This is a genomic window from Streptomyces globosus (assembly GCF_003325375.1).
Lineage (GTDB): Bacteria > Actinomycetota > Actinomycetes > Streptomycetales > Streptomycetaceae > Streptomyces > Streptomyces globosus_A.
In genome coordinates, this window is the sequence record NZ_CP030862.1 from 5886724 (window position 1) to 5912875 (window position 26152).

21 protein-coding genes are annotated in these 26152 nt (G+C 73.3%); 15 read left to right on the forward strand and 6 right to left on the reverse strand.

Translation table 11 applies throughout. The features are described from left to right. Window position 1 precedes the first annotated feature (1 nt). A complete protein-coding gene (locus C0216_RS26135) occupies window positions 2-1687 on the reverse strand; it encodes a thiamine pyrophosphate-binding protein (protein WP_114057641.1) in 1686 nt (561 codons plus the stop codon). A 68-nt stretch (window positions 1688-1755) separates the two neighbouring features. Further along, entirely contained in the window at window positions 1756-2724 is a 969-nt protein-coding gene (speB, locus tag C0216_RS26140) for an agmatinase (protein WP_114057642.1), read from the reverse strand. A gap of 113 nt (window positions 2725-2837) precedes the next feature. On the opposite strand from speB, the gene C0216_RS26145 reads away from it, so the two are divergent. After that, window positions 2838-4331, forward strand: coding sequence for a PucR family transcriptional regulator (locus C0216_RS26145; protein WP_246042693.1), 1494 nt, complete (start codon window positions 2838-2840; stop codon window positions 4329-4331). Here the strand turns inward: C0216_RS26145 and C0216_RS26150 are convergent. After that, a complete protein-coding gene (locus C0216_RS26150; protein ID WP_114057644.1) occupies window positions 4321-5472 on the reverse strand; it encodes a serine hydrolase domain-containing protein in 1152 nt (383 codons plus the stop codon). The two genes, C0216_RS26145 and C0216_RS26150, sit on opposite strands and share 11 nt — an antisense overlap. Before the next feature lie 295 nt (window positions 5473-5767). Between C0216_RS26150 and C0216_RS26155 the strand changes: the two genes are divergently transcribed. Both C0216_RS26155 and C0216_RS26160 read left to right on the forward strand, forming a co-directional pair. Next, window positions 5768-6925: an acyl-CoA dehydrogenase family protein gene (locus tag C0216_RS26155; RefSeq protein ID WP_114057645.1), complete on the forward strand. Its 1158-nt coding sequence runs from the start codon at window positions 5768-5770 to the stop codon at window positions 6923-6925. A gap of 6 nt (window positions 6926-6931) precedes the next feature. Beyond that, window positions 6932-7810, forward strand: coding sequence for an acyl-CoA thioesterase (locus C0216_RS26160; RefSeq protein ID WP_114057646.1), 879 nt, complete (start codon window positions 6932-6934; stop codon window positions 7808-7810). A gap of 85 nt (window positions 7811-7895) precedes the next feature. Here C0216_RS26160 and C0216_RS26165 read toward each other — a convergent pair whose 3' ends face one another. Beyond that, window positions 7896-8723: a phosphatase gene (locus tag C0216_RS26165; RefSeq protein WP_114057647.1), complete on the reverse strand. Its 828-nt coding sequence runs from the start codon at window positions 8721-8723 to the stop codon at window positions 7896-7898. Between the two features lie 56 nt (window positions 8724-8779). After that, window positions 8780-9358 (reverse strand): SACE_7040 family transcriptional regulator, encoded by a 579-nt coding sequence (locus C0216_RS26170; RefSeq protein WP_114057648.1) that lies wholly within the window; start codon window positions 9356-9358, stop codon window positions 8780-8782. Window positions 9359-9456: 98 nt separating this feature from the next. On the opposite strand from C0216_RS26170, the gene C0216_RS26175 reads away from it, so the two are divergent. The 10 genes from C0216_RS26175 to C0216_RS26220 all read left to right on the forward strand — a co-directional run bounded on the left by C0216_RS26175 (window position 9457) and on the right by C0216_RS26220 (window position 23095). After that, window positions 9457-11073 carry a carboxyl transferase domain-containing protein gene (locus tag C0216_RS26175; protein ID WP_114057649.1) on the forward strand — a complete coding sequence of 539 codons (1617 nt, stop codon included), beginning with the start codon at window positions 9457-9459 and terminating at the stop codon, window positions 11071-11073. Window positions 11074-11103: 30 nt separating this feature from the next. After that, the gene (locus C0216_RS26180) at window positions 11104-13125 is read left to right on the forward strand and encodes an acetyl/propionyl/methylcrotonyl-CoA carboxylase subunit alpha (RefSeq protein ID WP_114057650.1); all 2022 of its coding nucleotides are present in this window, start codon (window positions 11104-11106) and stop codon (window positions 13123-13125) included. Window positions 13126-13136: 11 nt separating this feature from the next. Continuing rightward, window positions 13137-14063: a hydroxymethylglutaryl-CoA lyase gene (locus C0216_RS26185; RefSeq protein ID WP_114058923.1), complete on the forward strand. Its 927-nt coding sequence runs from the start codon at window positions 13137-13139 to the stop codon at window positions 14061-14063. Window positions 14064-14071: 8 nt separating this feature from the next. After that, window positions 14072-15232, forward strand: a complete 1161-nt coding sequence (locus tag C0216_RS26190; RefSeq protein WP_114057651.1) for an acyl-CoA dehydrogenase family protein — start codon at window positions 14072-14074, stop codon at window positions 15230-15232. A 329-nt stretch (window positions 15233-15561) separates the two neighbouring features. Further along, window positions 15562-16605: an ABC transporter substrate-binding protein gene (locus C0216_RS26195; RefSeq protein WP_114057652.1), complete on the forward strand. Its 1044-nt coding sequence runs from the start codon at window positions 15562-15564 to the stop codon at window positions 16603-16605. A gap of 167 nt (window positions 16606-16772) precedes the next feature. Beyond that, the gene (locus tag C0216_RS26200) at window positions 16773-17684 is read left to right on the forward strand and encodes a siderophore-interacting protein (protein ID WP_114057653.1); all 912 of its coding nucleotides are present in this window, start codon (window positions 16773-16775) and stop codon (window positions 17682-17684) included. A gap of 258 nt (window positions 17685-17942) precedes the next feature. Further along, window positions 17943-19424 carry a pyridoxal phosphate-dependent decarboxylase family protein gene (locus C0216_RS26205; RefSeq protein ID WP_114057654.1) on the forward strand — a complete coding sequence of 494 codons (1482 nt, stop codon included), beginning with the start codon at window positions 17943-17945 and terminating at the stop codon, window positions 19422-19424. Beyond that, window positions 19408-20727 carry a lysine N(6)-hydroxylase/L-ornithine N(5)-oxygenase family protein gene (locus C0216_RS26210; RefSeq protein WP_114057655.1) on the forward strand — a complete coding sequence of 440 codons (1320 nt, stop codon included), beginning with the start codon at window positions 19408-19410 and terminating at the stop codon, window positions 20725-20727. The genes C0216_RS26205 and C0216_RS26210 overlap by 17 nt, the downstream gene beginning before the upstream one ends. Continuing rightward, window positions 20724-21314, forward strand: a complete 591-nt coding sequence (locus C0216_RS26215; RefSeq protein ID WP_114057656.1) for a GNAT family N-acetyltransferase — start codon at window positions 20724-20726, stop codon at window positions 21312-21314. Before C0216_RS26210 ends, C0216_RS26215 begins: the two co-directional genes overlap by 4 nt. After that, window positions 21311-23095 carry an IucA/IucC family protein gene (locus C0216_RS26220; protein WP_114057657.1) on the forward strand — a complete coding sequence of 595 codons (1785 nt, stop codon included), beginning with the start codon at window positions 21311-21313 and terminating at the stop codon, window positions 23093-23095. The genes C0216_RS26215 and C0216_RS26220 overlap by 4 nt, the downstream gene beginning before the upstream one ends. A 71-nt stretch (window positions 23096-23166) precedes the next feature. Here the strand turns inward: C0216_RS26220 and C0216_RS26225 are convergent, their stop codons facing one another. Further along, a complete protein-coding gene (locus C0216_RS26225; protein ID WP_114057658.1) occupies window positions 23167-24768 on the reverse strand; it encodes a beta-N-acetylhexosaminidase in 1602 nt (533 codons plus the stop codon). Window positions 24769-24819: 51 nt separating this feature from the next. Between C0216_RS26225 and C0216_RS26230 the strand changes: the two genes are divergently transcribed. Both C0216_RS26230 and C0216_RS26235 read left to right on the forward strand, forming a co-directional pair. Further along, complete coding sequence (locus C0216_RS26230) at window positions 24820-25713, forward strand: DUF4429 domain-containing protein (protein WP_114057659.1); 894 nt, start codon at window positions 24820-24822, stop codon at window positions 25711-25713. Between the two features lie 108 nt (window positions 25714-25821). Then, window positions 25822-26097 carry a hypothetical protein gene (locus tag C0216_RS26235; RefSeq protein ID WP_114057660.1) on the forward strand — a complete coding sequence of 92 codons (276 nt, stop codon included), beginning with the start codon at window positions 25822-25824 and terminating at the stop codon, window positions 26095-26097. Window positions 26098-26152 lie beyond the last annotated feature (55 nt).

Genomic DNA, 26152 nt, shown 5'->3' on the forward strand with positions numbered 1-26152 from the left:
ACTAGAGGTGCGTCGGGGCGAACATGCGGAGTGTGGCCGGAAGGACGACCACCGACGGGCCGGATGTGGCCAGGGCCTTCTCCAGGTCCGCGCGGAGGGCGTCCGGGGTGGTGGTGACGGCGGGGACGCCGAAGGACTCGGCCAGGGCCGCGAAGTCCGGGCGGGTCAGTTCGGTGCCGGCGGTGCGGCCGTCGAAGGCGTCGGCCATGTACTCGCGGAGGATGCCGTAGCCGCCGTCGTCGACGATCAGCCAGGTGACGTCCAGGTCGTGCTGGCGGGCCGTGGCCAGCTCGGCGAGGGAGTACATGGCGCCGCCGTCGCCGGAGACGGCGAGGACGGGGGTGCCCGGCTCGGCCAGGCAGGCGCCGAGGGCGGCGGGGAAGGCGTAGCCGAGGCCGCCCGCGCCCTGCGCCGAGTGCATGGTGTTCGGGTGCCGCGGGTCGAAGGCCGACCACGCCCAGTACGCCAGGATCGTCATGTCCCAGAACGACGGGGAGCGGGCGGGCAGGGCCGAGCGGATCGAGGCCAGCAGGCCCTGCTCCAGGTCCAGGTTCTGGGCGGCGAGGCGGGCCGCGACGGCCGACAGGACGGTGCGGACACGCCCTGCGGCGGCCGGGTCGCGGCGTTCGGCGACGGTCTCCAGGAGTGCCTGGAGGGCGAGGCGGGCGTCGGCGTGGATGCCGAGTGCGGTGTGGTTGGACTCCAGCTTGCCGGGGTCGGCCTCGATCTGGACGACGCGGCCGCGGGGCCGGAACGTGTGGTAGTTCGACGACAGCTCGCCGAGCCCGGAGCCGACCACCAGCAGAACGTCCGCGTCTTCGAGGAAGTCGGTCGTGTGGCGGTCCTCCAGCCAGGACTGGAGGGACAGCGGGTGCTTCCAGGGGAAGGCGCCCTTGCCGCCGAAGGTGGTGGCGACGGGCGCGTCGAGGCGCTCCGCGAGCTGTTTCAGCTTTCCGGCCGCGTCCGAGCGGATGACGCCGCCGCCCGCGAGGATCGCCGGGCGTTCGGCGTGCTCCAGCCAGTGCGCGGCGAGCGCGGTCAGCTCGGGGCGCGGGGCGAGCTCGTGCGGGGTGGCGTCCATGCCGGTGACCTGTGGGATGAACGTTTCCGCCCGCAGGACGTCCTCGGGGATCTCCACCCAGACCGGCCCGTGCGGCGCCGTCAGCGCCGACTCCCACGCCGCGGCGAGGGCGGACGGGATCTGGGAGGGGGTGCGGGCGGAGTGGACGGACTTGACGACGTCCCGGAAGGAGGCGGCCTGGTCGCGCAGTTCGTGCAGGTGGCCGCGGCGCCCGCCGCCGAGGCCCGCGGTCGGCACCTGCGAGGAGACGGCGAGGACCGGCGAGGAGGCGGCGGCCGCCTCCGCCAGGGCGGGCAGCGCGGTGAGCGCGCCCGGGCCCGTCGACAGCAGCAGCGGCACGGCCTCGCCGGTCAGCCGGCCGTACGCGTCCGCCGCGAAGCCGGCGTTGTTCTCCACCCGCAGTGTGACGAGCCGCAGGTCGGAGCGGCCGACCGCGTCGAACAGGCCGAGGGCGTGCTGCCCCGGCAGCCCGAAGACGGTCGTCGCGCCGAGCCCGCGCAGCGTCTCCACGACCAGGTCCCCGCCCGTGCGGCCGGGCGGTGCGGCGAGTGCCGCCGCCCGCTGGGCGTCGGTGGGGCGGAGTACCAGGTCGTGGTCGTGCGTCACGCTGTGCGGGCCTTCCGTGCCGTCGCGCCGAAAGGGCTCGGCGCCTGCTCGCCTGCCGGCCTGCCGGCCTACTTGCCCTTCGCGGCCGCGATCTGGCGGCTCATGATGGTGGTCAGCTCGTACGCGGTGTGCGAGGCCGCGACCGAGGTGATCTCGGCGTGATCGTACGCCGGGGCGACCTCGACGACGTCCGCGGACACCAGGTTGCAGGAGGACAGGCCGCGGATGATCTCCAGCAGCTCGCGGGAGGTCATGCCGCCCGCCTCGGGGGTGCCGGTGCCGGGGGCGTGGGCCGGGTCGAGGACGTCGATGTCGATGGAGATGTACAGCGGGCGGTCGCCGATGCGCTGGCGCAGCTGGTCGGCGACCTCGTCGGCGCCGCGGCGGTAGACGTCGGCCGAGGTGACGATGCCGAAGCCCATCTTGGCGTCGTCGTCGAGGTCCTGCTTGCCGTACAGCGGGCCGCGGGTGCCGACGTGGGAGAGGGCCTCGGTGTCGAGGATGCCCTCCTCGACGGCGCGGCGGAACGGGGTCCCGTGGGTGTACTCGGCGCCGAAGTAGGTGTCCCAGGTGTCCAGGTGGGCGTCGAAGTGCAGCAGGGCGACCGGGCCGTGCTTCTTCGCGACCGAGCGCAGCAGCGGCAGGGCGATGGTGTGGTCGCCGCCGAGGGTCATCAGGCGGGAGCCGGCGTTCAGCAGGTCGTCGGCCGCGGCCTCGACCGTCTCGACGGCCTCGTTGATGTTGAAGGGGTTCACCGCGATGTCGCCGGCGTCGGCGACCTGCGCCAGCGCGAACGGGGAGGCGTCCTGCGCCGGGTTGTACGGGCGCAGCAGGCGGGAGGCCTCGCGGATGGCGTTGCCGCCGAAGCGGGCGCCGGGGCGGTAGGAGACGCCGGAGTCGAAGGGCACGCCGACGACGGCGACGTCGGCGGAGCCGACCTCGTCCAGGCGGGGCAGTCGCGCGAACGTCGCGGGGCCCGCGTAGCGCGGGATGCGGGAGGAGTCGACCGGTCCGCGCGGCGTCTGCTCGGTGCTCATGGGGTGCCCTTCGTGAGGTCCTACTGTGCGGTCCTTCGAGCGTACGGCGCGGCCGGGAGGGCGCGAAGTGTACGTTTCCTCCATACGGCCCTGCTGACATGTCCGGAGTATCCATGGACGAATCCCGCACACCGGATGTTCCGGGCCCCGGCGGGGGTCCTGCCTCGCCGGTGCCGCCCGTGCCGCTGGGGGCGCTGCTCGGCGACCGGGAGCTCGGCCTGCGGCACGTGGCGGGGCCCGGGGAGGCGGCGGTGCACGGGGTGCACGCCTCGGAGATGGCCGATCCGGCGCCGTACCTGCTCGGCGGGGAGCTGCTCCTCACGGCGGGGGCCGCGGACGCGGCGGGGGCGGACTTCGAGGCCGCCGGGGGCCTCGCCGCGGCCGGCGGGTACGACCGGTACGCGGCCCGGCTCGTCGCGGCGGGCGCCGCCGCGCTCGGCTTCGGCGTGGCGCCGCTGCACGCGGAGGTGCCGCCCGCGCTGGCCGCGGCGTGCGCGCGCCACGGGCTGCCGCTGGTGGAGGTGCCGCCGCGGACCCCGTTCACCGCGGTCGCCCGCGCGGTGTGGCGGCTGATGGCCGAGGCGCGGACGCGGGAGCTGCGCCGGGTGACCGAGGCCCAGCAGGCCCTCGCGGCCGCGGCGGCCCGCCCCGACCCGGTCCCGGCGGTGCTGTCGCGGCTCGCGGCCGGCCTCGGCGGGTACGTCGTGCTGTGGCCGGACGGCCGGGCGGCGGGCAGCCCGCCGCCGGCCGCGGCCGGGGCTCGGGAGGCACTGGATGCGCTGCTGGCCCGGGTGGGGCGGCCCGGCGGCCCGGCCACCGCCACGGACCAGGCGGGCGGCTGGCACCTGGCGGCCCACGCCCTGGGCCGGCACGCGGACCGGCAGGCCGCCCTGGGCACCGCCGCCCCGGTCCGGACCCCGGGGGACCACACGGTCGCCTCGGTCGCGGCGGTGCTGCTGACGCTGCTCACCGCCGAGCGGCCGGCCGGGGAGCAGGCCGCGGCGCTGACCCGGCTGCTGCTGGGCGGCTCCCCCGCCGCGGCACTGGGCGGCCCGGGCCCCTGGTACGCCGTCCACGCCCGCGGCGGCCCGGACCCGCGGGGGCTGGCGGCCGCGCTGGGCACCGTACTGGCCGACCCGGACGGGCCGGCCGTACGGCTCCTCACGGACCGGGATCCGGGCCCGCAGCCCGGGTGGCGGCTGGGGGTCAGCGCCCCGTCAGCGCCGGACGCCCTGCCCGTGGCCGACGCGCAGGCGCACCGCGCCCTGGCCCGCGCCGAGGCGGCCCGTACGGCCGTGGCCCGGCACACCGAGCCGGGCCTGGCGGGCCTGGTCGGCGAGGCCGAGGCCCGCGCCCACGCAGAGGCCCTGCTCGGGCCGCTCCCGCCGGTGCTGAGGGACACGCTGCGCACCTGGCTGGCCCGGCACGGCAGCTGGGACCGCACGGCGGCCGACCTGGGGGTGCACCGCAACACCGTCCGCCAGCGGATCGCCCGCGCCGCGGCCCTGCTGGACCGGGACCTGGAGGACGCGGACGTCCGCATGGAGCTGTGGTTCGCCCTGCGGACGGCGGCTCGGGCGGCGGCGGACGGGCCGGTCAGCGGTTGAAGGCCGGCAGGCCGAACCGCTGGACGACGGCCAGCCCGTCGCCCTTGGCGTCGGTGCTGTTGACGGAGTACACGAGGGTGCGGGACAGGTCGCGGGTGGCGGCGATGACCGTGTGGTAGCCGGGGCGGGCGCCGGTCTTGCCCCACACCTCCCTGCCGTTCACCGTGAACCGCTCCAGGCTCGCGCTGCGCGTGGCGCCGGGGATGTCCGGGACGGTGAACATCTCCTCCAGCTGCGGCGCGGGGACGACGCGGCCGCGGAACAGGGCGGTGAGGAAGCGCTCCAGGTCGCGGGTGGTGGAGATCATGTCGCCCGCGGCGAAGCGGTCGGACATGTTCCACTCGGTGACATCGACGGGCCTGCCGTCGATCAGCTGGTATCCGCGGTGGTGCGGGCCGTGGATGCGGGGGTCGGTGCCGCGCGGGAAGGACGTGCCGGCCATGCCGAGCGGGCGGAAGATCCGGACCTCGGCCTGGTGGGCGTAGCTGTCGCCGGTGGTCTTCTCCACCAGCATGCCGAGGACCGTGTAGTTGATGTTGTTGTACTGCTGTCGCGTGCCCGGGTCGAAGGCCGGGCCCTTGGCGGTGCCGGAGGCCACGGACTGCTGCGGGGTGATCGTCTCGAAGCGGTGCGGGTACTCCTCGGCGACGGTGTCGCCGAAGCCGTCGCCGCCCTGGATGCCGCTGGTGAAGTTGAGCAGGTGGCGGACGGTGACGGGCTTGGCGAACGTCGCGGGCAGCAGCCCCGGCATCAGCTGCTGCACGGAGGCGTCCAGGTCGATCCGGCCCTCGGCGGCGAGCTGGAGGACCAGCGCCGCGGTGACGACCTTGGTGGTGGAGCCGGCCCGGAAGCGGGCGTTCTCGTGGGCCGGGGCGCCGGTGCGCAGGTCGCGGACGCCGGCCGTGCCGGTCCAGCGGCCGTTCCCGCCGACGCGGACGAGGGCGGCCGTCGCGTCCCGGTCGGGCAGCCCGGCCAGGGCGGCGCGCAGCGCCGCGGTATCGGGGCCCTGCGCGGCGTCCCGGGAGGCGGCGGCCGGGGCGGGTGCGGCGGCGTGGGCGGCGGTGGCGAGGGGTCCGGCGGTGAGCCCGAGGAGGAGGGCGGCGGCGAGGGCGGTGCGGGTGCGGCGGTTCCGGCGGTTCATACGGGCTCCCGGGCGGTCGGTGTGGGGCGGCGTCGGACGGATCCCATCCTGGTGATCACCGGCCGCCTGCCGGATCCTCCGCGGGCAGGAGCCGCCCCCTGCGGGTAACACCCTTTTCCGTCAGGGGCGTTGGCAGGGGTCCCCCCGAGGCCGTCCCCGGTGCCGCCACCAGCGGGGGTGGCGCTTGTCATACCGTCTGCCGAGCTCTGGACAGAGTCGCCAACTCGCCGGTAACTTTGCTATGAGCAAGCGCTTAGACACAGGCGGCGGACTGCCGCGACGAAGGGAGCCGGCCGTGCGCCGTACGGTGTTCAACGAGGACCACGAGGCCTTCCGGGAGACCCTCCGCGCCTTCATCGAGGCCGAGGTCGTACCGGTCTACGACGAGTGGTTCGCCGCCGGCCAGGCGCCCCGCGACTTCTACTACAAGCTCGGCGAGCTGGGCGTCTTCGGCATCAACGTCCCCGAGGAGTTCGGCGGCGCCGGCCTGGACACCCACAAGTTCGAGGCCGTCCTGTACGAGGAGACCTCCCGCGCGGGCGTCAACTTCGGCGGCTCCGGCGTGCACGTCCTGCTCGCCCTGCCCTACATCAAGATGCTCGCCACCGACGAGCAGAAGAAGCGCTACCTCCCGAAGTTCGTCTCCGGCGAGGAGATGTGGGCGCTGGCGATGACCGAGCCGGGCACCGGCTCCGACGTCGCGGGCATGAAGACCACCGCGAAGCTCTCCGAGGACGGCACGCACTACGTCCTCAACGGCGCCAAGACCTTCATCACCGGCGGTGTGCACGCCGACCGCGTCATCGTCTGCGCCCGCACCTCCGCCCCGACCGAGCAGGACCGCCGCTTCGGCATCTCCCTGTTCGCCGTGGACACCAAGTCCGAGGGCTACTCCATCGGCCGCAAGCTCGACAAGCTGGGCCTGAAGACCTCCGACACCGCCGAGCTGGCGTTCGTCGACGTCAAGGTCCCCGTCGAGGACCTGCTCGGCGAGGAGGGCAAGGGCTTCTACTACCTCGGCCACAACCTGGCCTCCGAGCGCTGGGGCATCGCCTTCGGCGCGTACGCCCAGGCCGCCGCGGCGATCCGGTTCGCCCAGCAGTACGTGACCGAGCGCACCGTCTTCGGCAAGCCGGTCGCCCACTTCCAGAACACCAAGTTCGAGCTGGCCGCCTGCCAGGCCGAGGTGGACGCCGCCCAGGCCGTCGCCGACCGCGCCCTGGAGGCCCTGGACGCCGGCGAGCTGACCCCGGCCGAGGCCGCCTCCGCGAAGCTGTTCTGCACCGAGGTCGCCCACCGCGTCATCGACCGCTGCCTCCAGCTGCACGGCGGCTACGGCTACATGAACGAGTACCCGATCGCCCGCCTGTACGCCGACAACCGCGTCAACCGCATCTACGGCGGCACCAGCGAGATCATGAAGTCGATCATCGCGAAGTCGATGGGGCTGTAAGACTCCTTGAGCAAGGCGCTGACCGACCTCCTCGATCTGCTCGACCTGGAGCAGATCGAGGAGGACATCTTCCGCGGCCGGAGCCGCACCTCCCTGGTGCCGCGGGTGTTCGGCGGGCAGGTCGCGGCGCAGGCGCTGGTCGCGGCCGGCCGGACCGTGCCCCGGGACCGCACCGCGCACTCCCTGCACTCGTACTTCCTGCGCACGGGGGACGCCGGCGCGCCCATCGTCTACTCCGTGGACCGCATCCGCGACGGGCGCTCCTTCACCACCCGGCGCGTCGTCGCCGTCCAGCACGGCCAGCCGATCTTCCACCTCTCGGCGTCCTTCCAGACGTACGAGGAGGGCCTCGACCACCAGGTCGCCATGCCCGCCGCCCCGGACCCCGAGACGCTGCCCACGGCCGCAGAGGACCTGCCCGCCTACCGGCACCTGTTCCAGGACGCGGGCACCGTCGAGCGGCTGCTGGAGTCGCGGGCCGCGGTGGACCTGCGCTACGCGACGACCCCGCCGTGGGGCACCATCGGCGAGCCCGTCGAGCCGCGCTCGCAGGTGTGGTTCCGCACCGCCGGCAAGCTCGACGGGGACGACCCGCTGCTGCACACCTGCCTGGCCACGTACGTCTCGGACATGACCCTGCTGGACTCGGTGCTGCTCGCGCACGGCCGGGGCGGCTGGGCCGTCGGCGACGTGGTCGGCGCCTCCCTGGACCACGCGATGTGGTTCCACCGGCCGTTCCGCGCCGACGAGTGGCTGCTGTACGACCAGGACTCGCCGACCTCGCAACGAGGCCGCGGGCTCGGCCAGGCCCGCATCTGGACCCGGGACGGCCGCCTGGCCGTCACCGTCATCCAGGAGGGCGTGGTCCGCGTCCCGCGCGCCTGACGCACGGACCGGCGCGGCGCGCTGACGCCCGGGCGCGGTGCGACAGCGCCCGGTCCGTTCGCGCCGCGCCGCGCCCGGGCGGCCCTCAGCCGGCGAGGCCGGCCGCGTCCAGCAGGTAGGCGACCAGGGGGTCGTAGTAGCGCGGGTCGCGGACGTGGTCGTCCAGCGGGACCACCACCTGCACGGTTCCCTCGGCCTCGCCGAGGAAGAGGGCCGGGTCGTTGCAGTCCGCGTACCCCACCGCGTCCAGGCCGCGCTGGGCTGCGCAGCCCGCCCAGCCGTGGTCGGCGACGACGAGGTCCGGCAGGGGCCGGCCCGCGGCCGCGAGCCCGTCGAGGATCGCGGCCATCGGCTCGGGGGAGTGGGTGTGCCACAGGGTGGCGCCCCGCTCCAGGACCGCGACGTCGGCGAACTGCCACACCGAGGCCTCGTCGGCGACGAGCCCGGAGGGGATGGCGACGATCTCGCAGCCCGCCGCCCGCAGCGCCGCGGCGGTGGCCCGGTGCACGTCCAGCAGGCCGCCCGGGTGCCCGGTGGCGAAGAGGACGCTCTGCCGGTCCAGGGCCGCCTTGCGCAGCCGGGCCGCCATCCGGTCGAGCGCGGCGGCGGTCAGCTCGGGGTCGATGGTGTCCTGGCCCTGCCGGTGCTCGGCGTCGTCGACGACGCCGCAGCGCTCCGCCATCACCGCGAGGACGTCCTGCTCGTCGCTCCAGCGGTCGCCGAGGTCGAGGCCGAGCCAGTAGTGCCGGTCTCCGTTGGCGAGGGCCCGGTAGTGGGCCAGGTTGTTCTCGCGGGGGGTGGCGACCTGTCCGGCGATCCGCGTGCGGACCAGGTGTTCCACCAGTTCGGCGCGGGTCGGTACGGACGTCGGTATCGGCACGGTCGGCTCAGTCGGCTTCGGCATGCGGCCCATTGTGCCGCCGCCCCGCCGGAGGCGGGGCTTCCATCCCATGCGGCGGACCGGGCGCGTCACGCGCTCAGCGCCCCGAACGCGCCGTGCGCGAGCCGCCGCAGCAGCGACTCCGTGGCATTGCGGCCGGGCGTCCCCAGGTGCGGGGTGGAGTTCAGCAGGCCGAAGACGGCGTGGACGGCGACGCGGACCTCGGCCTCGCCGACGCCGGGGTGCAGTTCCCGCACGACGGCCACCCACAGTTCGACGTACTGGCGCTGGAGCTGCCGTACGAGCTTGCGGTCGGCGTCGCGCAGCCGGTCCAGCTCGCGGTCGTGGAGGGTGATGAGGGCGCGGTCGTCGAGGGCGAAGTCTATGTGGCCGTCGATCAGCGAGGCCAGGACGGCGGCCGGGTCGCCGGCGGCCTCCTCGACGCGGCGCCGGCCGCCGGTGAGCAGCCGCTCGCTGATCCCGACGAGCAGCTCGGCGAGCATGGCGTCCTTCCCGGCGAAGTGCCGGTAGAGCCCGGGGCCGCTGATGCCCACCGCCGCGCCTATCTCGTCGACGCCGACGCCGTGGAAGCCGCGTTCGGCGAAGAGGCGTGCGGCCTCACTGAGGATCTGCTCGCGACGGGTGGGTGCGGCCGCTGAAGTGCTCATGGGCATCCATTCTAGACAGGGCCGTTAGCGGTCGTTAACCTAGGCGCCACAGACGTTAACGCTCATTAACCCTGGATCCGAGCAAGGGAGCTCGACCGATGCAGCAGGCACCCGTGCTGACCAGCGCCGCGGACCCGGCGTCCGAGGCCTGGCGCACCAACGAGGCGGCCCACCGCGAACTGTCCGAGGGGCTGCGCGCCCGCCTGGAAGCGGTCCGCCTCGGCGGCGGCGAGAAGGCCCGGGCCCGCCACACGGCACGCGGCAAGCTGCTGCCCCGCGACCGGGTGGACGCGCTGCTCGACCCGGGTTCGCCGCTCCTGGAGCTGGCCCCGCTGGCCGCCGAGGGCATGTACGGGGGCGCGGCCCCGGCCGCCGGGGTCATCGCGGGCATCGGGCGGGTCAGCGGCCGCGAGTGCGTCATCGTCGCGAACGACGCCACCGTCAAGGGCGGCACGTACTACCCGATGACGGTCAAGAAGCACCTGCGGGCCCAGGAGGTGGCGCTGGAGAACCGCCTCCCCTGCCTGTACCTGGTCGACTCGGGCGGCGCGTTCCTGCCGATGCAGGACGAGGTCTTCCCCGACCGGGAGCACTTCGGCCGCATCTTCTACAACCAGGCCCGCATGTCGGGCGCCGGCATCCCGCAGATCGCCGCCGTCCTCGGCTCCTGCACCGCGGGCGGCGCGTACGTCCCGGCGATGAGCGACGAGGCCGTCATCGTCCGCAACCAGGGCACGATCTTCCTCGGCGGCCCGCCGCTGGTGAAGGCCGCCACCGGCGAGGTCGTCACCGCGGAGGAGCTCGGCGGCGGCGAGGTCCACAGCCGCGTCTCCGGCGTCACCGACCACCTCGCCGAGGACGACGCCCACGCCCTGCGGATCGTCCGCAACATCGTGGCGACCCTGCCCGAGCGGGGCCCCCTGCCGTGGGCGGTGGAGCCCGCCGAGGAGCCGAAGGCGGACCCGTACGGCCTGTACGGCGCGGTCCCCGTCGACTCGCGCACCCCCTACGACGCCCGCGAGATCATCGCCCGCATCGCCGACGGCTCCCGCTTCCAGGAGTTCAAGGCCGAGTTCGGCACGACGCTCGTCACCGGCTTCGCCCGGATCCACGGCCACCCCGTCGGCATCGTCGCCAACAACGGCATCCTCTTCGCCGAATCCGCCCAGAAGGGCGCCCACTTCATCGAGCTGTGCGACCAGCGCGGCATCCCCCTGCTGTTCCTGCAGAACATCTCCGGCTTCATGGTGGGCCGCGACTACGAGGCCGGCGGCATCGCCAAGCACGGCGCCAAGATGGTCACCGCCGTCGCCTGCACCCGCGTCCCGAAGCTGACGGTGGTCGTGGGCGGCTCGTACGGCGCGGGCAACTACTCGATGTGCGGGCGGGCGTACTCTCCCCGCTTCCTGTGGATGTGGCCCAACGCCAAGATCTCCGTGATGGGCGGCGAGCAGGCGGCGTCCGTCCTCGCCACGGTCAAGCGCGACCAGATCGAGGGCTCCGGCCAGGAGTGGTCCGCCGAGGACGAGGAGGCCTTCAAGGCCCCGGTCCGCGCCCAGTACGAGGAGCAGGGCAGCGCCTACTACGCCACCGCGCGGCTGTGGGACGACGGGGTCATCGACCCCCTGGAGACCCGCCAGGTGCTGGGACTCGCCCTGACCGCCTGCGCGAACGCGCCGCTGGGCGAGCCCGGCTTCGGCATCTTCCGTATGTGACCTGCGACCTGTGACGTGAGGACCCCCAAGATGTTCAGCACTGTCCTTGTGGCCAACCGGGGCGAGATCGCGGTCCGGGTCATCCGCACCCTGCGCGAGCTCGGGATCCGCTCGGTGGCCGTCTTCAGCGACGCCGACGCGGACGCCCGCCACGTGCGGGAGGCGGACACCGCCGTCCGGATCGGGCCCGCCGCCGCCTCCGAGAGCTACCTGTCCGCGGAGCGGCTGCTGGACGCGGCCCGGCGGACCGGCGCCGAGGCCGTCCACCCCGGCTACGGCTTCCTCGCGGAGAACGCCGCGTTCGCGCAGGCCTGCACCGAGGCCGGGCTGGTCTTCATCGGCCCGCCCGCCTCGGCGATCTCCCTGATGGGCGACAAGATCCGGGCCAAGGAGACCGTCCGGGCGGCGGGTGTGCCCGTGGTCCCCGGCTCCTCGGGGAGCGGCCTGTCGGACGGCGAGCTCGCCGAGGCCGCCGAGAAGATCGGCATGCCGGTCCTGCTCAAGCCGTCCGCGGGCGGCGGCGGCAAGGGTATGCGGCTGGTGCGCGACGGGGCGCTGCTGGCGGAGGAGATCGCGGCGGCCCGCCGCGAGGCCCGCTCCTCCTTCGGCGACGACACCCTGCTCGTGGAGCGCTGGGTGGACCGGCCCCGCCACATCGAGATCCAGGTGATGGCCGACGCCCACGGCAACGTCGTCCACCTCGGCGAGCGCGAGTGCTCGCTCCAGCGGCGCCACCAGAAGGTCATCGAGGAGGCCCCGTCCGTCCTGCTGACCCCGCAGGTCCGGGCCGCGATGGGCGCCGCGGCCGTCGAGGCGGCCCGCGCGTGCGGGTACGTCGGCGCGGGCACCGTCGAGTTCATCGTCCCCGGCGGCGACCCCTCCTCGTACTACTTCATGGAGATGAACACCCGCCTCCAGGTCGAGCACCCGGTGACCGAGCTGGTCACCGGCCTGGACCTGGTCGAGCTCCAGCTGCGGGTCGCCGCGGGCGGCGAACTCGGCCTCACCCAGGACGACGTGGAGCTGACCGGGCACGCGATCGAGGCCCGCGTCTGCGCGGAGGACCCGGCCCGCGGCTTCCTGCCGTCCGGCGGCACGGTCCTGGCGCTGTCGGAGCCGTCGGGGCGGACCGTGCGGACCGACTCGGGGCTGGCGGCCGGGGTGGACGTGGGCTCCACGTACGACCCGATGCTGTCGAAGGTGATCGCGTACGGGCCCGACCGGGCGGCCGCGCTGCGCGTGCTGCGCGGGGCGCTCGCCGACACGGTGATCCTGGGCGTGCAGACGAACGCCGGCTTCCTGCGCCGGCTGCTGGCCCACCCTGACGTGGTGTCCGGGAACATGGACACCGGCCTCGTCGAGCGCGACCTGCCGGGCCTCCTGCCGGACGGGGTCCCGCCCGAGGTGTACGCGGCCGCCGCCCTGCTGGCCCGCGAGCCCGCCCCGGACACGGCGGCCGGGCAGCGGTGGGCGGATCCGTTCTCCGCGGCCGACGGCTGGCGCCTGGGCGGCACCCCGGCCTGGACGGTGCACCACTTCCGCCTGCCCGGCCAGGACCCGGTCGCCGTCCGCACCCGCCGCCTCGGCGCCGAGCTGGAGATCGGGCACCCCGGCGGCGGGCCCGGCCCGGCCCGCGGCCGGATCGTCTCCCGCACCGCGGACCGGCTCACCGTCGAACTCGACGGCGCCACGCACACGTTCGGCCATGCCGCCTCCCCGGAGGGCGTCTGGCTCGGCCGCGACGGCGACAGCTGGCACGTCCAGCACCACGACCCCGTCGCGGCCGCACTCGGCGGCCGGGGCCGCGCCGGGGCCGACACCCTGGCCGCGCCGATGCCGGGCACCGTCACCGTCGTCAAGGTCGCGGTCGGCGACAAGGTCGCCGCCGGGCAGAGCCTGCTCGTCGTCGAGGCGATGAAGATGGAGCACGTCATCTCCGCCCCGCACGCCGGCACGGTCGCCGAGCTGGACGTCTCCCCCGGGACGACCGTCGCCATGGACCAGGTCCTGGCCGTCGTCACCCCCGACGAGGACGAGGAGGCGGGCGCGTGAAGGGGCTCCCCATGGCCGTCCCGGCCCCCGGCCTGCCCGCCCGGGTCCGCATCCACGAGGTCGGCGCCCGCGACGGGCTGCAGAACGAGCAGACGGCCGTCCCCACGGAGGTGAAGGCCGAGTTCATCCGCCGGCTGGCCGCCGCCGGGCTGCGCACCGTCGAGGCGACGAGCTTCGTCCACCCCAAGTGGGTGCCGCAGCTCGCCGACGCCGAGCAGCTCTACCCCCAGCTCGCGGACCTCGCCGCGGCGGGCGTGCACCTGCCCGTGCTCGTGCCCAACGAGCGCGGCCTGGACCGGGCGCTCGCCCTGGGCGCCGACCGGATCGCCGTCTTCGGCTCGGCGACCGAGACGTTCGCCGCCCGGAACCTCAACCGGACCGTCGCCGAGTCCCTCGCCATGTTCGAGCCCGTCGTGGCCCGTGCCAGGGAGGGCGGCGCGCACGTCCGCGGCTACCTCTCCATGTGCTTCGGCGACCCGTGGGAGGGGCCCGTGCCGGTCGCGCAGGTCGTCGGGGTGGCCAGGGCGCTGCTGGACCTCGGCTGCGACGAGCTGAGCCTCGGCGACACCATCGGCACCGCCACCCCCGGCCACGTGCGGTCGCTGCTCTCCGCCCTGAACGGGGCGGGCGTGTCGACCGACCGGATCGGCGTGCACTTCCACGACACCTACGGCCAGGCCCTCGCCAACACCCTGGCCGCGCTGGAGCACGGGGTGGCCACCGTGGACGCCTCCGCGGGCGGCCTCGGCGGCTGCCCGTACGCGAAGAGCGCCACCGGCAACCTGGCCACCGAGGACCTCGTGTGGATGCTCGACGGCCTCGGCATCGAGACCGGGGTCGACCTGGCCGCCCTCACCGCCACGAGCGTGTGGATGGCCGAGCGGCTGGGGCGCCCGAGCCCCTCCCGCACCGTCCGCGCCCTCTCCCACAAGGAGTGAAAGACACCATGTCCCTCGACCACCGCCTGACCCCCGAGCACGAGGAGCTCCGCCGCACGGTGGAGGCGTTCGCGCACGACGTCGTCGCGCCGAAGATCGGCGACTTCTACGAGCGGCACGAGTTCCCGTACGAGATCGTGCGCGAGATGGGCCGCATGGGCCTGTTCGGACTGCCCTTCCCCGAGGAGTACGGCGGCATGGGCGGCGACTACCTCGCCCTCGGCATCGCCCTGGAGGAGCTGGCCCGCGTCGACTCCTCGGTTGCGATCACCCTGGAGGCGGGCGTCTCCCTGGGCGCGATGCCGCTGTACCTGTTCGGCTCCGAGGAGCAGAAGCGGCAGTGGCTGCCCAAGCTGTGCTCGGGCGAGGTGCTGGGCGCGTTCGGCCTGACCGAGCCGGGGGCCGGCTCGGACGCCGGCGGCACCCGCACCACGGCCGTGAAGGACGGCGGCGAGTGGGTGATCAACGGTTCGAAGTGCTTCATCACCAACTCGGGGACGGACATCACGGGCCTGGTCACGGTCACGGCCGTCACCGGCCGCAAGGACGACGGCCGTCCGGAGATCTCCTCGATCATCGTGCCGTCCGGCACCCCCGGCTTCACGGTGGCCGCGCCGTACTCCAAGGTCGGCTGGAACGCCTCCGACACCCGCGAGCTGTCCTTCGACGGGGTGCGGGTCCCGCTGGAGAACCTGGTCGGCGAGGAGGGCCGCGGCTACGCCCAGTTCCTGCGCATCCTCGACGAGGGCCGCATCGCGATCTCGGCGCTGGCGACGGGCCTGGCGCAGGGCTGTGTGGACGAGTCGGTGAAGTACGCGAAGGAGCGGCAGGCGTTCGGCCGGCCCATCGGCGACAACCAGGCCATCCAGTTCAAGCTGGCGGACATGGAGATGCGCGCGCACATGGCCCGGGTGGGCTGGCGCGACGCCGCGTCCCGGCTGGTGAACGGCGAGCCGTTCAAGAAGGAGGCGGCCATCGCGAAGCTGTACTCCTCGACGGTCGCCGTCGACAACGCGCGGGACGCCACGCAGATCCACGGCGGCTACGGGTTCATGAACGAGTACCCGGTGGCCCGCATGTGGCGCGACTCCAAGATCCTGGAGATCGGGGAGGGCACGAGCGAGGTCCAGCGGATGCTCATCGCGCGCGAGCTGGGCTTCGCGGGCTGACGCGCGGGCACACCGGCCGGGGGCCGGCGCAGGGGAGCGATCCTGCGCCGGCCCCCGGCCTTTTTGGTCCGCGGAAATTCGGTTTCTGCCGAATTGCCGGATGCGGACCCGGCGGCATTTCCCACGCATCCGACGAACCGGCAATTCACTTTTCCCCGAGGGCACTTCGTGCGGAAGGGAAGACCGCGAAAGGTCTCCCGGAGATCACGATCGACGCCCGGGCGGGCACCGGCCTTGCATCCCCGCCGGAGATCCCTTTAGGTTAGGCTTACCTTCCCCACCGAACGGCCCGTTTCGGCCGCCCGGCACGTATGAAAGCGGACACCGACATGCCCAAGTCCCGTACCTCCTACCTCACCCGTCGCGGCCTGGTCGCCGCCGGCGGCGCCCTCGGCCTCGTCGCGGCTCTGACCGCGTGCGGCGGCGGCGACAAGGCGAAGAGCGGCGGCGACGCGGACAAGGGCGCCGCGGCGTCGGGCGCCTGGACCTTCAAGGACGACCTCGGCAAGGACATCAGCCTGAAGGCCGCCCCGAAGAACGTCGTGGCCTACACGGGCACCGCGGCCGCGCTGTACGACTACGGCGTGTCGGTCAAGGGCGTCTTCGGCCCGACCAAGACCGCCGACGGCAAGCCCGACGTGACGGCCGGCTCGATGGACATCTCCAAGGTCGAGATCCTCGGCAACGTCTACGACGAGTTCAACGTCGAGAAGTACGCCTCCCTGGCCCCCGAGCTGCTCGTCACCAACACCTGGGACGGCACCTACTGGTACGTGCCCGAGGCCTCCAAGGACAAGATCCTGGCCCTGGCCCCGGCCGCCGCGATCGGCGTGGGCGGCGACGCCTCCATGGACAAGTCCCTGGCCCGCACCGCCGACCTGGCGAAGTCCCTGGGCGCCGACCTGAACAGCAAGAAGGTCACCGACGCCAAGGCGCGCTTCGAGGCCGCCGCCGGGAAGGTCCGCGAGGCCACCAAGGCCAACCCGGGCATCAAGGTGCTCGTCGGCTCCGGCTCGGACGCGCTGTTCTACGTCTCCACCCCGAAGACCTCCGCCGACCTGAAGTACTTCGAGACCCTCGGCGTCGAGTTCGTCACCCCCGAGCAGGACAAGCTCGACCAGGGCGGCTTCTTCGAGAGCCTCAGCTGGGAGAACGCCGGCAAGTACAAGGCCGACCTCGTCCTCCTCGACAACCGCACGGGCACCCTCCAGCCCGACGCCCTGAAGGCCAAGCCCACCTGGAACGAGCTGCCCGCCGTCAAGGCCGGCCAGGTCGCCCCGCGCGTGACCGAGCCGATCTACTCGTACGAGAAGTGCGCGCAGGTCCTCGAGGACCTCGCCAAGGCCATCCAGAACGCCAAGAAGGTCGGCTAGGACCCCGGCCGGCCCCGCGGCCGGCAGGAAGAGCAGATCCGGGACCCGGGCCCGCGGCCGACGCCGCGGGCCCTCGGTCCTGCCGCGGCCCGGCCGCACCCGTCCGGCGCCGGACCCCGCTGACCCGCGGTCCGGCGCCCGCCCGACACCCAGGGGGATCCACCCGCATGTCCGACACCGCGTCCGGCACCGCGCCCGCACCCGAGGCCGCAGCCGCCCACTTCCGCTTCTTCACCCCGGAAGTGCTGCGCACCCGCCGCCTCGGCCACTCCTTCCTGCGGGTCACCTTCGGCGGCGACGGCCTGGCCGGCTTCCGCTCGGGCGGCTTCGACCAGAGCCTCTCGCTCTTCCTGCCGCCCGCCCACCGGCAGCACACCGAACTGCCCTCCACCGCCGAGGACACCTGGTTCGCCGCCTGGCGCGGGATGCCCGACGGCGAGCGGCCGGTCATGCGCTCGTACACGGTCCGCGAGCAGCGCGACGCGGACGGCGGCGCGGTCGAGGTCGACATCGACTTCGTGCTCCACGGCGACTCCTCCCCCGCCTCCGCCTGGGCCGGACGGGCCGCCGCCGGCAGCCGGATCCTGGCGATCGGCCCGGCGGTGGCGGACAACAAGTCCGTGCGCTTCCAGCCTCCGGCCGGCACCGACGCGCTGGTGGTGTACGCGGACGAGACGGCGCTCCCCGCCGCCGCCGCGATCCTGGAGCGCCAGGCGCCGGGCATGCGGGTGCGGGCGTTCTTCGAGGTCCCGCACGCCGACGACCGGCTCGACCTGGAGACCGCGGCCGACGCGGAGATCACGTGGATCGTGCGCGGGGCCGGGCCCGGCCGCGCCGAGCGCGTCGTGGAGGCGGTGCGCGCCGCCGAACTCCCGCAGGCGCAGCGCCCGTACGGCTGGCTGGCGGGTGAGGCGGGCACGATCCGCGCCGTCCGCCGGCACCTGGTGCAGGAGCGCTCCCTCGACCGGCGCGCGGTGCGCTTCACCGGCTACTGGCGCCTGGGCGCCAGCGAGGAGCAGCTGCTCGCCGAGGCGTACGCGGGCAAGGCCGCCAGCGAGGACCCGGCCTCCGAGCTGTAGGGCCGCGCAGGGGCACCGGGGTTTCCACGCCGGGGCTCCGGCCGGCGTGCTCCGGCTCCAGTGCCCTGCAAGCCGTCCGATACCCCGTCACCAGCGTTTCCGTTGCCGTCCCACCAGCAGCCTCCACGATTCTTCATGTCAAGGGACCTGGCCGGCTCCGACCGGACCCCACCCCCATTTGGCCGAATAATTAGGTTAGGCTAACCTAAGGCTTGCACCTGATCTTCCCCCCTCTTCCCCTGCCCCGGAGGAAAGTTGATGCGCTCGCATCTCCTGAATGAGACGACCGCGGAGCTGTACCGGCGTTCCGTCACCGAGGGCGTCGAGCGCGTCGCCGCGAAACTCGCGTCCACCCAGCGGCCCCACACCGGAATCTCCGTCGACGAACTCGCCCCCGTGGTCAACGGAATCGACCTGGACCGCCCGCTGGAGGACCCGGCCGCCGTCCTGGACGAGCTGGAAGAGGTCTACCTGCGCGACGCGGTGTACTTCCACCACCCGCGCTACCTGGGCCACCTCAACTGCCCGGTCGTCATCCCCGCCGTCCTCGGCGAGGCGGTCCTCTCCGCCGTCAACTCCTCCCTGGACACCTGGGACCAGTCCATCGGCGGCACGCTCATCGAGCGCCGCCTCATCGACTGGACCGCGGCCCGCATCGGCCTCGGCCCGGACGCGGACGGCATCTTCACCTCCGGCGGCAGCCAGTCGAACTTCCACTCCCTGCTGCTCGCCCGCGACGAGGCCTGCCGCAAGGCCGTGCAGGCCGCCGACCGCCCCCTCGCCAAGTCCGAGGTCCTGCCCCGCCTGCGCATCTTCACCTCCGAGGCCAGCCACTTCAGCGTCAAGAAGTCGGCCGCCATGCTCGGCATGGGCTACGAGGCCGTCATCGCCGTCCCCGTCGACCGCAACCGCCGCATGGACACCTCCGTCCTCGCGCTGGAGCTGGAGGAGTGCGCCTCCGAGGGCCTCATCCCGATGGCCGTCGTCGCCACCGCCGGCACCACCGACTTCGGGTCCATCGACCCGCTCCCCGAGATCGCCCGCCTGGCCGCCGAGCACGGCACGTGGATGCACGTGGACGCCGCCTACGGCTGCGGACTGCTGGTCTCCCCCACCCGCCGGCACCTCCTCGACGGCATCGAGCACGCCGACTCGGTCACGGTCGACTACCACAAGTCCTTCTTCCAGCCCGTGAGCTCCAGCGCGATGCTGGTACGCAACCGCGACACCCTGAAGCACGCCACGTACCACGCGGACTACCTCAACCCGCGCCGCATGGCCGAGGAGCGGATCCCGAACCAGGTCGACAAGTCCATCCAGACCACGCGCCGCTTCGACGCCCTCAAGCTCTGGATGACGCTGCGCACCATGGGCGCCGACGGCATCGGCTCCCTCTTCGACGAGGTCGTCGACCTGGCCGCCGCCGGCTGGGACATCATCGACGCCGACCCCCGCTACGAGGTCGTCGTCCGGCCGCAGATCTCCACCCTGGTCTTCCGCTACGTCCCCGCGGACGAGGTGCGCCCCGACCTCGTCGACGAGGCCAACCTGCACGCCCGCAAGGCCCTGTTCGCCTCCGGCGAGGCCGTCGTCGCGGGCACGAAGGTCGACGGCAGGCAGTACCTGAAGTTCACCCTCCTCAACCCGCAGACCACCACGGCCGACATCGCGGCCGTGCTCGACCTCCTCGCGTCCCACGCCGAGCAGTACCTGGGAGAATCCCTTGCAGTCGTCTCGTGAGCCCCGTGGCCCCCGCCGGCCCCTCGACTTCATCGGTATCGGCCTCGGTCCCTTCAACCTGGGACTCGCCTGCCTGACCGCCCCGATCGACGAGCTCGACGGCCTCTTCATCGAGACGAAGCCGCACTTCGAGTGGCACGCGGGGATGTTCCTGGACGGCGCGCACCTGCAGACGCCGTTCATGTCGGACCTGGTCACCCTGGCCGACCCGACCTCGCCGTTCTCGTTCCTGAACTACCTCAAGGACCAGGACCGGCTGTACTCCTTCTACATCCGGGAGAACTTCTACCCGCTGCGGACCGAGTACAACGACTACTGCCGCTGGGCCGCCGACCGCCTGGAGAACGTGCAGTTCTCCACCTCCGCCACCGAGGTCTCCTACGACGAGCGGGCCGGCCTGTACGAGGTGCGCACCGACCGCGGCGAGACCCACCTGGCCCGCCGCCTGGTCCTCGGCACCGGCACCCCGCCGTACGTCCCGCCGGCCTGCGCCGGCCTGGGCGGCGACTTCTTCCACAACTCCGCCTACATGGCGAACAAGGCAGAGCTCCAGAAGAAGAAGTCGATCACCCTGGTGGGCTCGGGCCAGAGCGCCGCGGAGATCTACCACGACCTGCTCTCCGAGATCGACGTCCACGGCTACCAGCTCAACTGGGTGACCCGCTCCCCGCGGTTCTTCCCGCTGGAGTACACCAAGCTCACGCTGGAGATGACCTCCCCGGAGTACGTGGACTACTTCCACGCCCTGCCGGAGGAGACCCGCTACCGGCTGGAGACGCAGCAGAAGAACCTCTTCAAGGGCATCGACGGCGAGCTCATCAACGCCATCTTCGACCTGCTCTACCAGAAGAAGGTCACCATGCCGGGCCCCGTCCCGACCACGCTGATGACCAACACCGCGCTGAACTCGGCGGCCTACGACACCACCACGGGCACCTACACGCTGGGCCTGCGCCAGGAGGAGCAGGAGCGCGACTTCTCCCTCGCCACGGACGGCCTCGTCCTCGCCACGGGCTACAGGTTCGTCCTGCCCGAGTTCCTCGCCCCGATCCGCGACCGCATCAACTTCGACGGCCACGGCCGCCCCGACGCGGCCCGCAACTACACGATCGACACGGCCGGCCGCGAGATCTTCCTGCAGAACGGCACCGTCCACAACCACTCGATCACCTCGCCGGACCTGGGCATGGCCGCGTACCGCAACGCGTACATCGTCAAGGAACTGCTCGGCCGCGAGTACTACAAGGTCGAGAAGTCCATCGCGTTCCAGCAGTTCGCCGCCCCGGAAGGCGTGCACGCATGAGCACCACCACCGAGATCCTGTACGCCCGCACGGACGCCGCCCTCGGCTCCTTCGCGATCCGCGCCCTGGACCCGCTGACCGACGCAGAGCTGCTCCACGGGTGGGTCACCCACCCGAAGGCGGCGTTCTGGATGATGCAGGACGCCTCCCTGCCCGACGTCGAGCGCGAGTACATGAAGATCGCGGCCGCCGAGCACCACGACGCGTTCATCGGCCTGCACGAGGGCCGGCCCGCGTTCCTGATGGAGCGCTACGACCCGAGCCGGCTGGAGCTGGTCGGCCTGTACGATGCCGAGCCCGGCGACACCGGCATGCACTTCCTCGTCGCGCCCAGCGACACCCCGCTGCACGGCTTCACCCGCGCCGTGATCACCACGGTCATGGCGGCGCTGTTCGCCGACCCGGCCGTCCGGCGCGTCGTCGTCGAGCCCGACGTCGACAACAAGGCCGTGCACGCCCTGAACGAGGCCGTCGGCTTCGTCCCGGAGCGCCCCGTCCAGAAGCCGGAGAAGACCGCCCTGCTCAGCTTCTGCACCCGCGAACAGTTCGAAGCGGCCACCGGCCTGACCACGGGAGCGTCGATATGAGCCTCGCCGACGCGATCTCCCACCTCTCGCCCGAACTGTGGGCCCGCGCCAACCGCGCGCTGGTCCGCAAGGCCCTGGCGGAGTTCTCCCACGAGCGCCTGCTGGACCCGCAGCCCCTGGAGGACGGCTCCGGCTACCGGGTCCTCAGCGACGACGGCACGGTGGAGTACCGCTTCCGCGCCGTCCGCCACGCCCTGGACCACTGGGCCGTGGACGAGGCCTCGATCGTCCGCCTGAAGGACGGCGCCGAGGCCGAGCCGGACGCCCTCGACTTCCACATCGAGATGCGCGGGGCGCTCGGCCTGAGCGACGAGGTCCTGCCGGTCTACCTGGAGGAGATCTCCTCCACCCTGGCGGGCACCGGCTTCAAGTACACCAAGCCGCAGGTGCCGGCCGCGGTCCTCGCGAAGTCCTCGTTCCAGGACATCGAGACCGGCATGACGGAGGGCCACCCCTGCTTCGTCGCCAACAACGGCCGCCTCGGCTTCGGGGTGCACGAGTTCCGCAGTTACGCGCCGGAGGCGGCGAGCCCGGTCCACCTGGTGTGGGTGGCCGCCCGCAAGGACGTCTCCACCTTCACCGCCGGTGCCGGCCTGGACCACGACTCGTTCATGCGCGCCGAGCTGGGCGAGGAGGCCATCGCCGGGTTCGAGGCGAAGATGGCCGCGCTCGGCCTGGACCTGGCGGACTACCACCTGCTGCCGATCCACCCCTGGCAGTGGTGGAACAAGACGACCGTCACCTTCGCCGCCGAGATCGCGAGCCGCCGCCTGGTGCTGCTCGGCGAGGGCGCGGACGCCTACCTGGCGCAGCAGTCCATCCGCACCTTCTTCAACACCAGCGCCCCCGAGAAGCACTACGTCAAGACGGCGATCTCGGTGCTGAACATGGGCTTCATGCGCGGCCTGTCCGCGGCGTACATGGAGGCCACCCCGGCCATCAACGACTGGCTGCACCGCCTCATCGAGAACGACGAGGTCCTGCAGTCCGTCGACTTCTCGATCATCCGCGAGCGGGCGGCGATCGGCTACCACCACCGCCAGTACGAGCGGGCCACGGACCGGTACTCGCCGTACCGGAAGATGCTGGCCGCGCTGTGGCGCGAGTCGCCGGTGGGCTCCCTGAAGGAGGGCGAGCGGCTGGCCACGATGGCCTCGCTGCTGCACGTGGACGCCGAGGGCCGGTCGTTGGCCGCCGCGCTCATCGAGGAGTCGGGGCTGAGCCCGGCCGAGTGGCTGCGCCACTACCTGCGCGCCTACCTCGTGCCGCTGCTGCACTGCTTCTACCAGTACGACCTCGCGTACATGCCGCACGGCGAGAACACCATCCTCGTCATCGAGGACGGCGTGGTGAAGCGGGCGGTCTTCAAGGACATCGCCGAGGAGATCGTCGTCATGGACCCGGACGCGGTCCTGCCGCCGGCGGTCGAGCGGATCCGGGCGGACATCCCGGAGGACATGAAGCTGCTGTCGATCTTCACGGACGTCTTCGACTGCTTCTTCCGCTTCCTGGGCTCGATCCTCGCGACCGAGGGCGTCTGCGACGAGGACACCTTCTGGAAGGCCGTCGCGGACTGCGGCCACGCCTACCAGGAGTCGATGCCGCAGCTCGCCGAGCGCTTCGAGCGGTACGACCTGTTCGCCCCGGAGTTCCAGCTGTCCTGCCTGAACCGGCTCCAGCTGCGCAACAACAAGCAGATGGTCGACCTGACCGACCCGTCGGCCGCCCTCCAGCTGGTCGGCACCCTGCAGAACCCCGTCGCGCCCTTCGCGCGGCGGTAGGCACGGGGCGGGCCGGTGTGCGGCCACGGTCCCCCGCACACCGGCCCGCCCCTCCGCCGCCCCCTCCTCCGCTACCGCCGCGCCGCGTCCCCCGCCTGCCAGGGCACGTCCGCCGCGCGGTGGTAGCCGATGCCCTGCGCCTCCATCCGCGGGGCCTGCGCGGCCAGGCGCGGCCCGTACTCCGCCCAGTCGGGCGGCTCCTGGCTCCAGCCGAGCTCGGCCAGGCACAGCACCCGCGGGAACGCCATGTACTCCAGCTCCTCGCGGGTCGCGACGGTCTCCGTCCACAGCGGCGCCTCGACCCCCAGCACCGCCTCGGCCGGCAGTCCGGCCAGGTACGCCCCCGGGTCCCACTCACAGGCCCGGCGCACCGGCACGTAGCCCGCCCAGGACAGGCCCGGCTTCGTCGCGGCGTCGTACTTCATGTCGAGGTAGAGCCGGTCGGCCGGTGACAGGATCACCGGGTGGCCCGCCTTCGCGGCGGCCGCGACCCGGGCCTTCTCCGCCGCGCCGGTCCGGTCGTGGCCCCAGTACTGGAGCACCGCCCCCGGCGCCGGCCGCGCCTCGGCCAGCTGGTGCCAGGCCACCACCGTCTTGCCGTGCCGGGCGACCGCCTGCTGCGCCCGGTCCATGAACGCCGCGTAGTCCGCGGGCGCCGTGGCGGAGGCCTCGTCGCCGCCGATGTGCAGGTAGCGGCCGGGGGTGAGCGCGGCCACCTCGGCGAGGACGTCCTCGACGAAGTCGTAGGTCCGCTCGCTGCCGGTGCACAGCGAGCTGAAGCCGACCTTGGTGCCCGTGTAGCGCGGGGGTGCCTTGCCGTCGCAGTTCAGCTCCGCGTAGGAGGCGAGCGCGGCGTTCACGTGCCCCGGCATGTCGATCTCCGGGACGACCTCCACGTACCGGTCGGCCGCGTACCGCACCAGGTCGCGGTACTCGTCCTTCGTCCAGTGGCCGCCGGGCCCGCCGCCGACCTCGCTGCCGCCGCCGTACTCGGCCAGCCGCGGCCAGGAGTCGATGGCGATCCGCCAGCCCTGGTCGTCGGTGAGGTGCAGGTGGAGGGTGTTCACCTTGTACTGGGCGAGCTGGTCGACGTACCTCTTGACCTGCTCCGCGGTGAAGAAGTGCCGGGCGATGTCGAGCATCGCCCCGCGGTGGGCGAACCGGGGCGCGTCGGTGACCGTGCCGCCCGGGACGGTGCCGGCGCCGCCGGCGGCGGGCAGGAGCTGGCGCAGCGTCTGCCCGGCGTGGAAGAGGCCGGCCGGGGTGCGGGCGGTGAGGGTGACGGCGCGCGGGCCGGACTCCAGCCGGTAGCCCTCGTCGCCGAGGTCCGGGGCCGAGGGGTCGAGCCGCAGCTCGATCCCGCCGCCCGCGGGGGCGTCGACGACGGGCAGCGGCAGCCCGGTGGGGCCGCGGAGCTGCTCGGCGAGGAGTTCGCCGACCCTGCGGACCTCCGCGTTGCCGGTGCGGCCGGTGCGGATGACGGTGCCCGGCCCGAGGGCGTGGCCGGATCCGGACGCCCGGACGGTGGCCGGGGCCGGCAGGAGCTGCCCGAAGCCGGCGGGGGCGGCGGGCCGGGGGGCGCGGGGTTTCGCGTCGTCGCCGCGGGCGGTGGCGCAGGAGGCGACCGAGGCCAGGAGGAGGAGGGTGCCGAGCGTGCGTCGCAGGACTCTCATGGCCCAGGTATAGGCCAACTCGCGTGCGGGGGGCGGTGCGAGAATCGCAGGATGGCGGAAATCATCCAGAAGGACGGTACGTGGGGCTTCGACGGGGACGCGGTGCGGATCGTGCCCGGGCGGGACAAGGGGGTGGGCCTGCTGCGCCAGAGCCTCGGCGAGGTGGTCGTGCCGCTGCGCGCCATCGCCGGGATCAGCTTCGAGCCGGGCCGCAAGGCGGGCCGGCTCAGGCTCCGCCTGCGTGACGGGGCGTGCCCGCTGCTCCAGGTGACCGGGGGGCGGCTGCCCGAGTCCTCGGACCCGTACCGGCTGGCGGTGGAGTCGGACCGGTCGGGCGTGGCCGAGTACTTCGTGGACGAGGTGCGCAACGCGCTGCTGCTGGAGCAGGTGGAGTCGGGCCCCGTGGAGGCGTACCTGCTGCCGGGGCCGGCGGTGCCCATCACGGTGGCGGCGGGCGACGGGACGGTGGCCTTCGACGGCGACCGGGTGGGCCTGGACTGGAACTGGACGACGGAGGAGGCGAAGAGCTCCGGGGGCCCGCGGGAGTTCCGGGTGGTGGACCTGCGCGGGGTGGAGTGGTCGCCGTCCAAGGGCCTGGACAACGGGTGGATCCGGTTCACGCTGGCCGGGGCCCCGCCGGCGCCCGCGCCCAAGTACGACCCGTACACGGTGGAGCTGTTCGGCTTCCGGAAGGACCCGCTGATGGCGCTGGTCGCGGCGGCGGTGGCGGCGCGGATGCCGCACCCGGCGGCCGTGCCCGGGCAGGTCCCGGCGGCGGCCGCGGCGGCGCCGGAGCTTGCGGCGGGGGCGCCGGAGCCGTCGGGCCCGGAGGACCACGACGCGCTGCTGCGCCGGCTGCGGGAGCTGGGCGACCTGCACCAGTCGGGGATCCTGACGGCGGACGAGTTCACTGCGGCCAAGCAGGCCGTTTTGCGGCGTTTCTGACCTCTTCCATAGCGGATCAGCGCATTCCGCTGGTCCAGACCAGCATGATCCTGCCCGGTTTCGGGCAGGATCTTTGCGTTCCTGCCCTTCTCCCGTCAATATCTACGAGTGCTCGACCGCCGCCCGTCATACGACGACCTCGTCGACCACCTGGTACGCAGCACCTCGCTCCAGCGCGGGGAGGCCGCACGGGTGGTGCTCGACGTGCTCGCGTACTTCGACGAGACGACCGAGGAGTTCGTCCGCCGCAGGCACCGCGAACTCCAGGCAGGCGGGGCGGTCAACGCCGAGATCTTCGAACGGATCGCGGCCGAGCTGCCGCACCGCGCCGTGGCGCCGCCGGAGCTGTCGCTGCGGCAGCTGCGGCGCATCGTCTACGGCTGAGCGCCGCGGCAGCACGGCACGGCACGGGCAATCCGAAACCTCAGGAGGGGCAGTA

Excerpts from the sequence above, each read along its gene's own strand:
- speB (WP_114057642.1), bottom strand. The coding sequence starts at position 2,724 with ATGAGCACCGAGCAGACGCCGCGCGGACCGGTCGACTCCTCCCGCATC.
- C0216_RS26145 (WP_246042693.1), top strand. The coding sequence starts at position 2,838 with ATGGACGAATCCCGCACACCGGATGTTCCGGGCCCCGGCGGGGGTCCT.
- C0216_RS26150 (WP_114057644.1), bottom strand. The coding sequence starts at position 5,472 with ATGAACCGCCGGAACCGCCGCACCCGCACCGCCCTCGCCGCCGCCCTC.
- C0216_RS26165 (WP_114057647.1), bottom strand. The coding sequence starts at position 8,723 with ATGGGCCGCATGCCGAAGCCGACTGAGCCGACCGTGCCGATACCGACG.
- C0216_RS26170 (WP_114057648.1), bottom strand. The coding sequence starts at position 9,358 with ATGAGCACTTCAGCGGCCGCACCCACCCGTCGCGAGCAGATCCTCAGT.
- C0216_RS26175 (WP_114057649.1), top strand. The coding sequence starts at position 9,457 with ATGCAGCAGGCACCCGTGCTGACCAGCGCCGCGGACCCGGCGTCCGAG.
- C0216_RS26180 (WP_114057650.1), top strand. The coding sequence starts at position 11,104 with ATGTTCAGCACTGTCCTTGTGGCCAACCGGGGCGAGATCGCGGTCCGG.
- C0216_RS26185 (WP_114058923.1), top strand. The coding sequence starts at position 13,137 with ATGGCCGTCCCGGCCCCCGGCCTGCCCGCCCGGGTCCGCATCCACGAG.
- C0216_RS26190 (WP_114057651.1), top strand. The coding sequence starts at position 14,072 with ATGTCCCTCGACCACCGCCTGACCCCCGAGCACGAGGAGCTCCGCCGC.
- C0216_RS26195 (WP_114057652.1), top strand. The coding sequence starts at position 15,562 with ATGCCCAAGTCCCGTACCTCCTACCTCACCCGTCGCGGCCTGGTCGCC.
- C0216_RS26200 (WP_114057653.1), top strand. The coding sequence starts at position 16,773 with ATGTCCGACACCGCGTCCGGCACCGCGCCCGCACCCGAGGCCGCAGCC.
- C0216_RS26205 (WP_114057654.1), top strand. The coding sequence starts at position 17,943 with ATGCGCTCGCATCTCCTGAATGAGACGACCGCGGAGCTGTACCGGCGT.
- C0216_RS26215 (WP_114057656.1), top strand. The coding sequence starts at position 20,724 with ATGAGCACCACCACCGAGATCCTGTACGCCCGCACGGACGCCGCCCTC.
- C0216_RS26220 (WP_114057657.1), top strand. The coding sequence starts at position 21,311 with ATGAGCCTCGCCGACGCGATCTCCCACCTCTCGCCCGAACTGTGGGCC.
- C0216_RS26225 (WP_114057658.1), bottom strand. The coding sequence starts at position 24,768 with ATGAGAGTCCTGCGACGCACGCTCGGCACCCTCCTCCTCCTGGCCTCG.
- C0216_RS26230 (WP_114057659.1), top strand. The coding sequence starts at position 24,820 with ATGGCGGAAATCATCCAGAAGGACGGTACGTGGGGCTTCGACGGGGAC.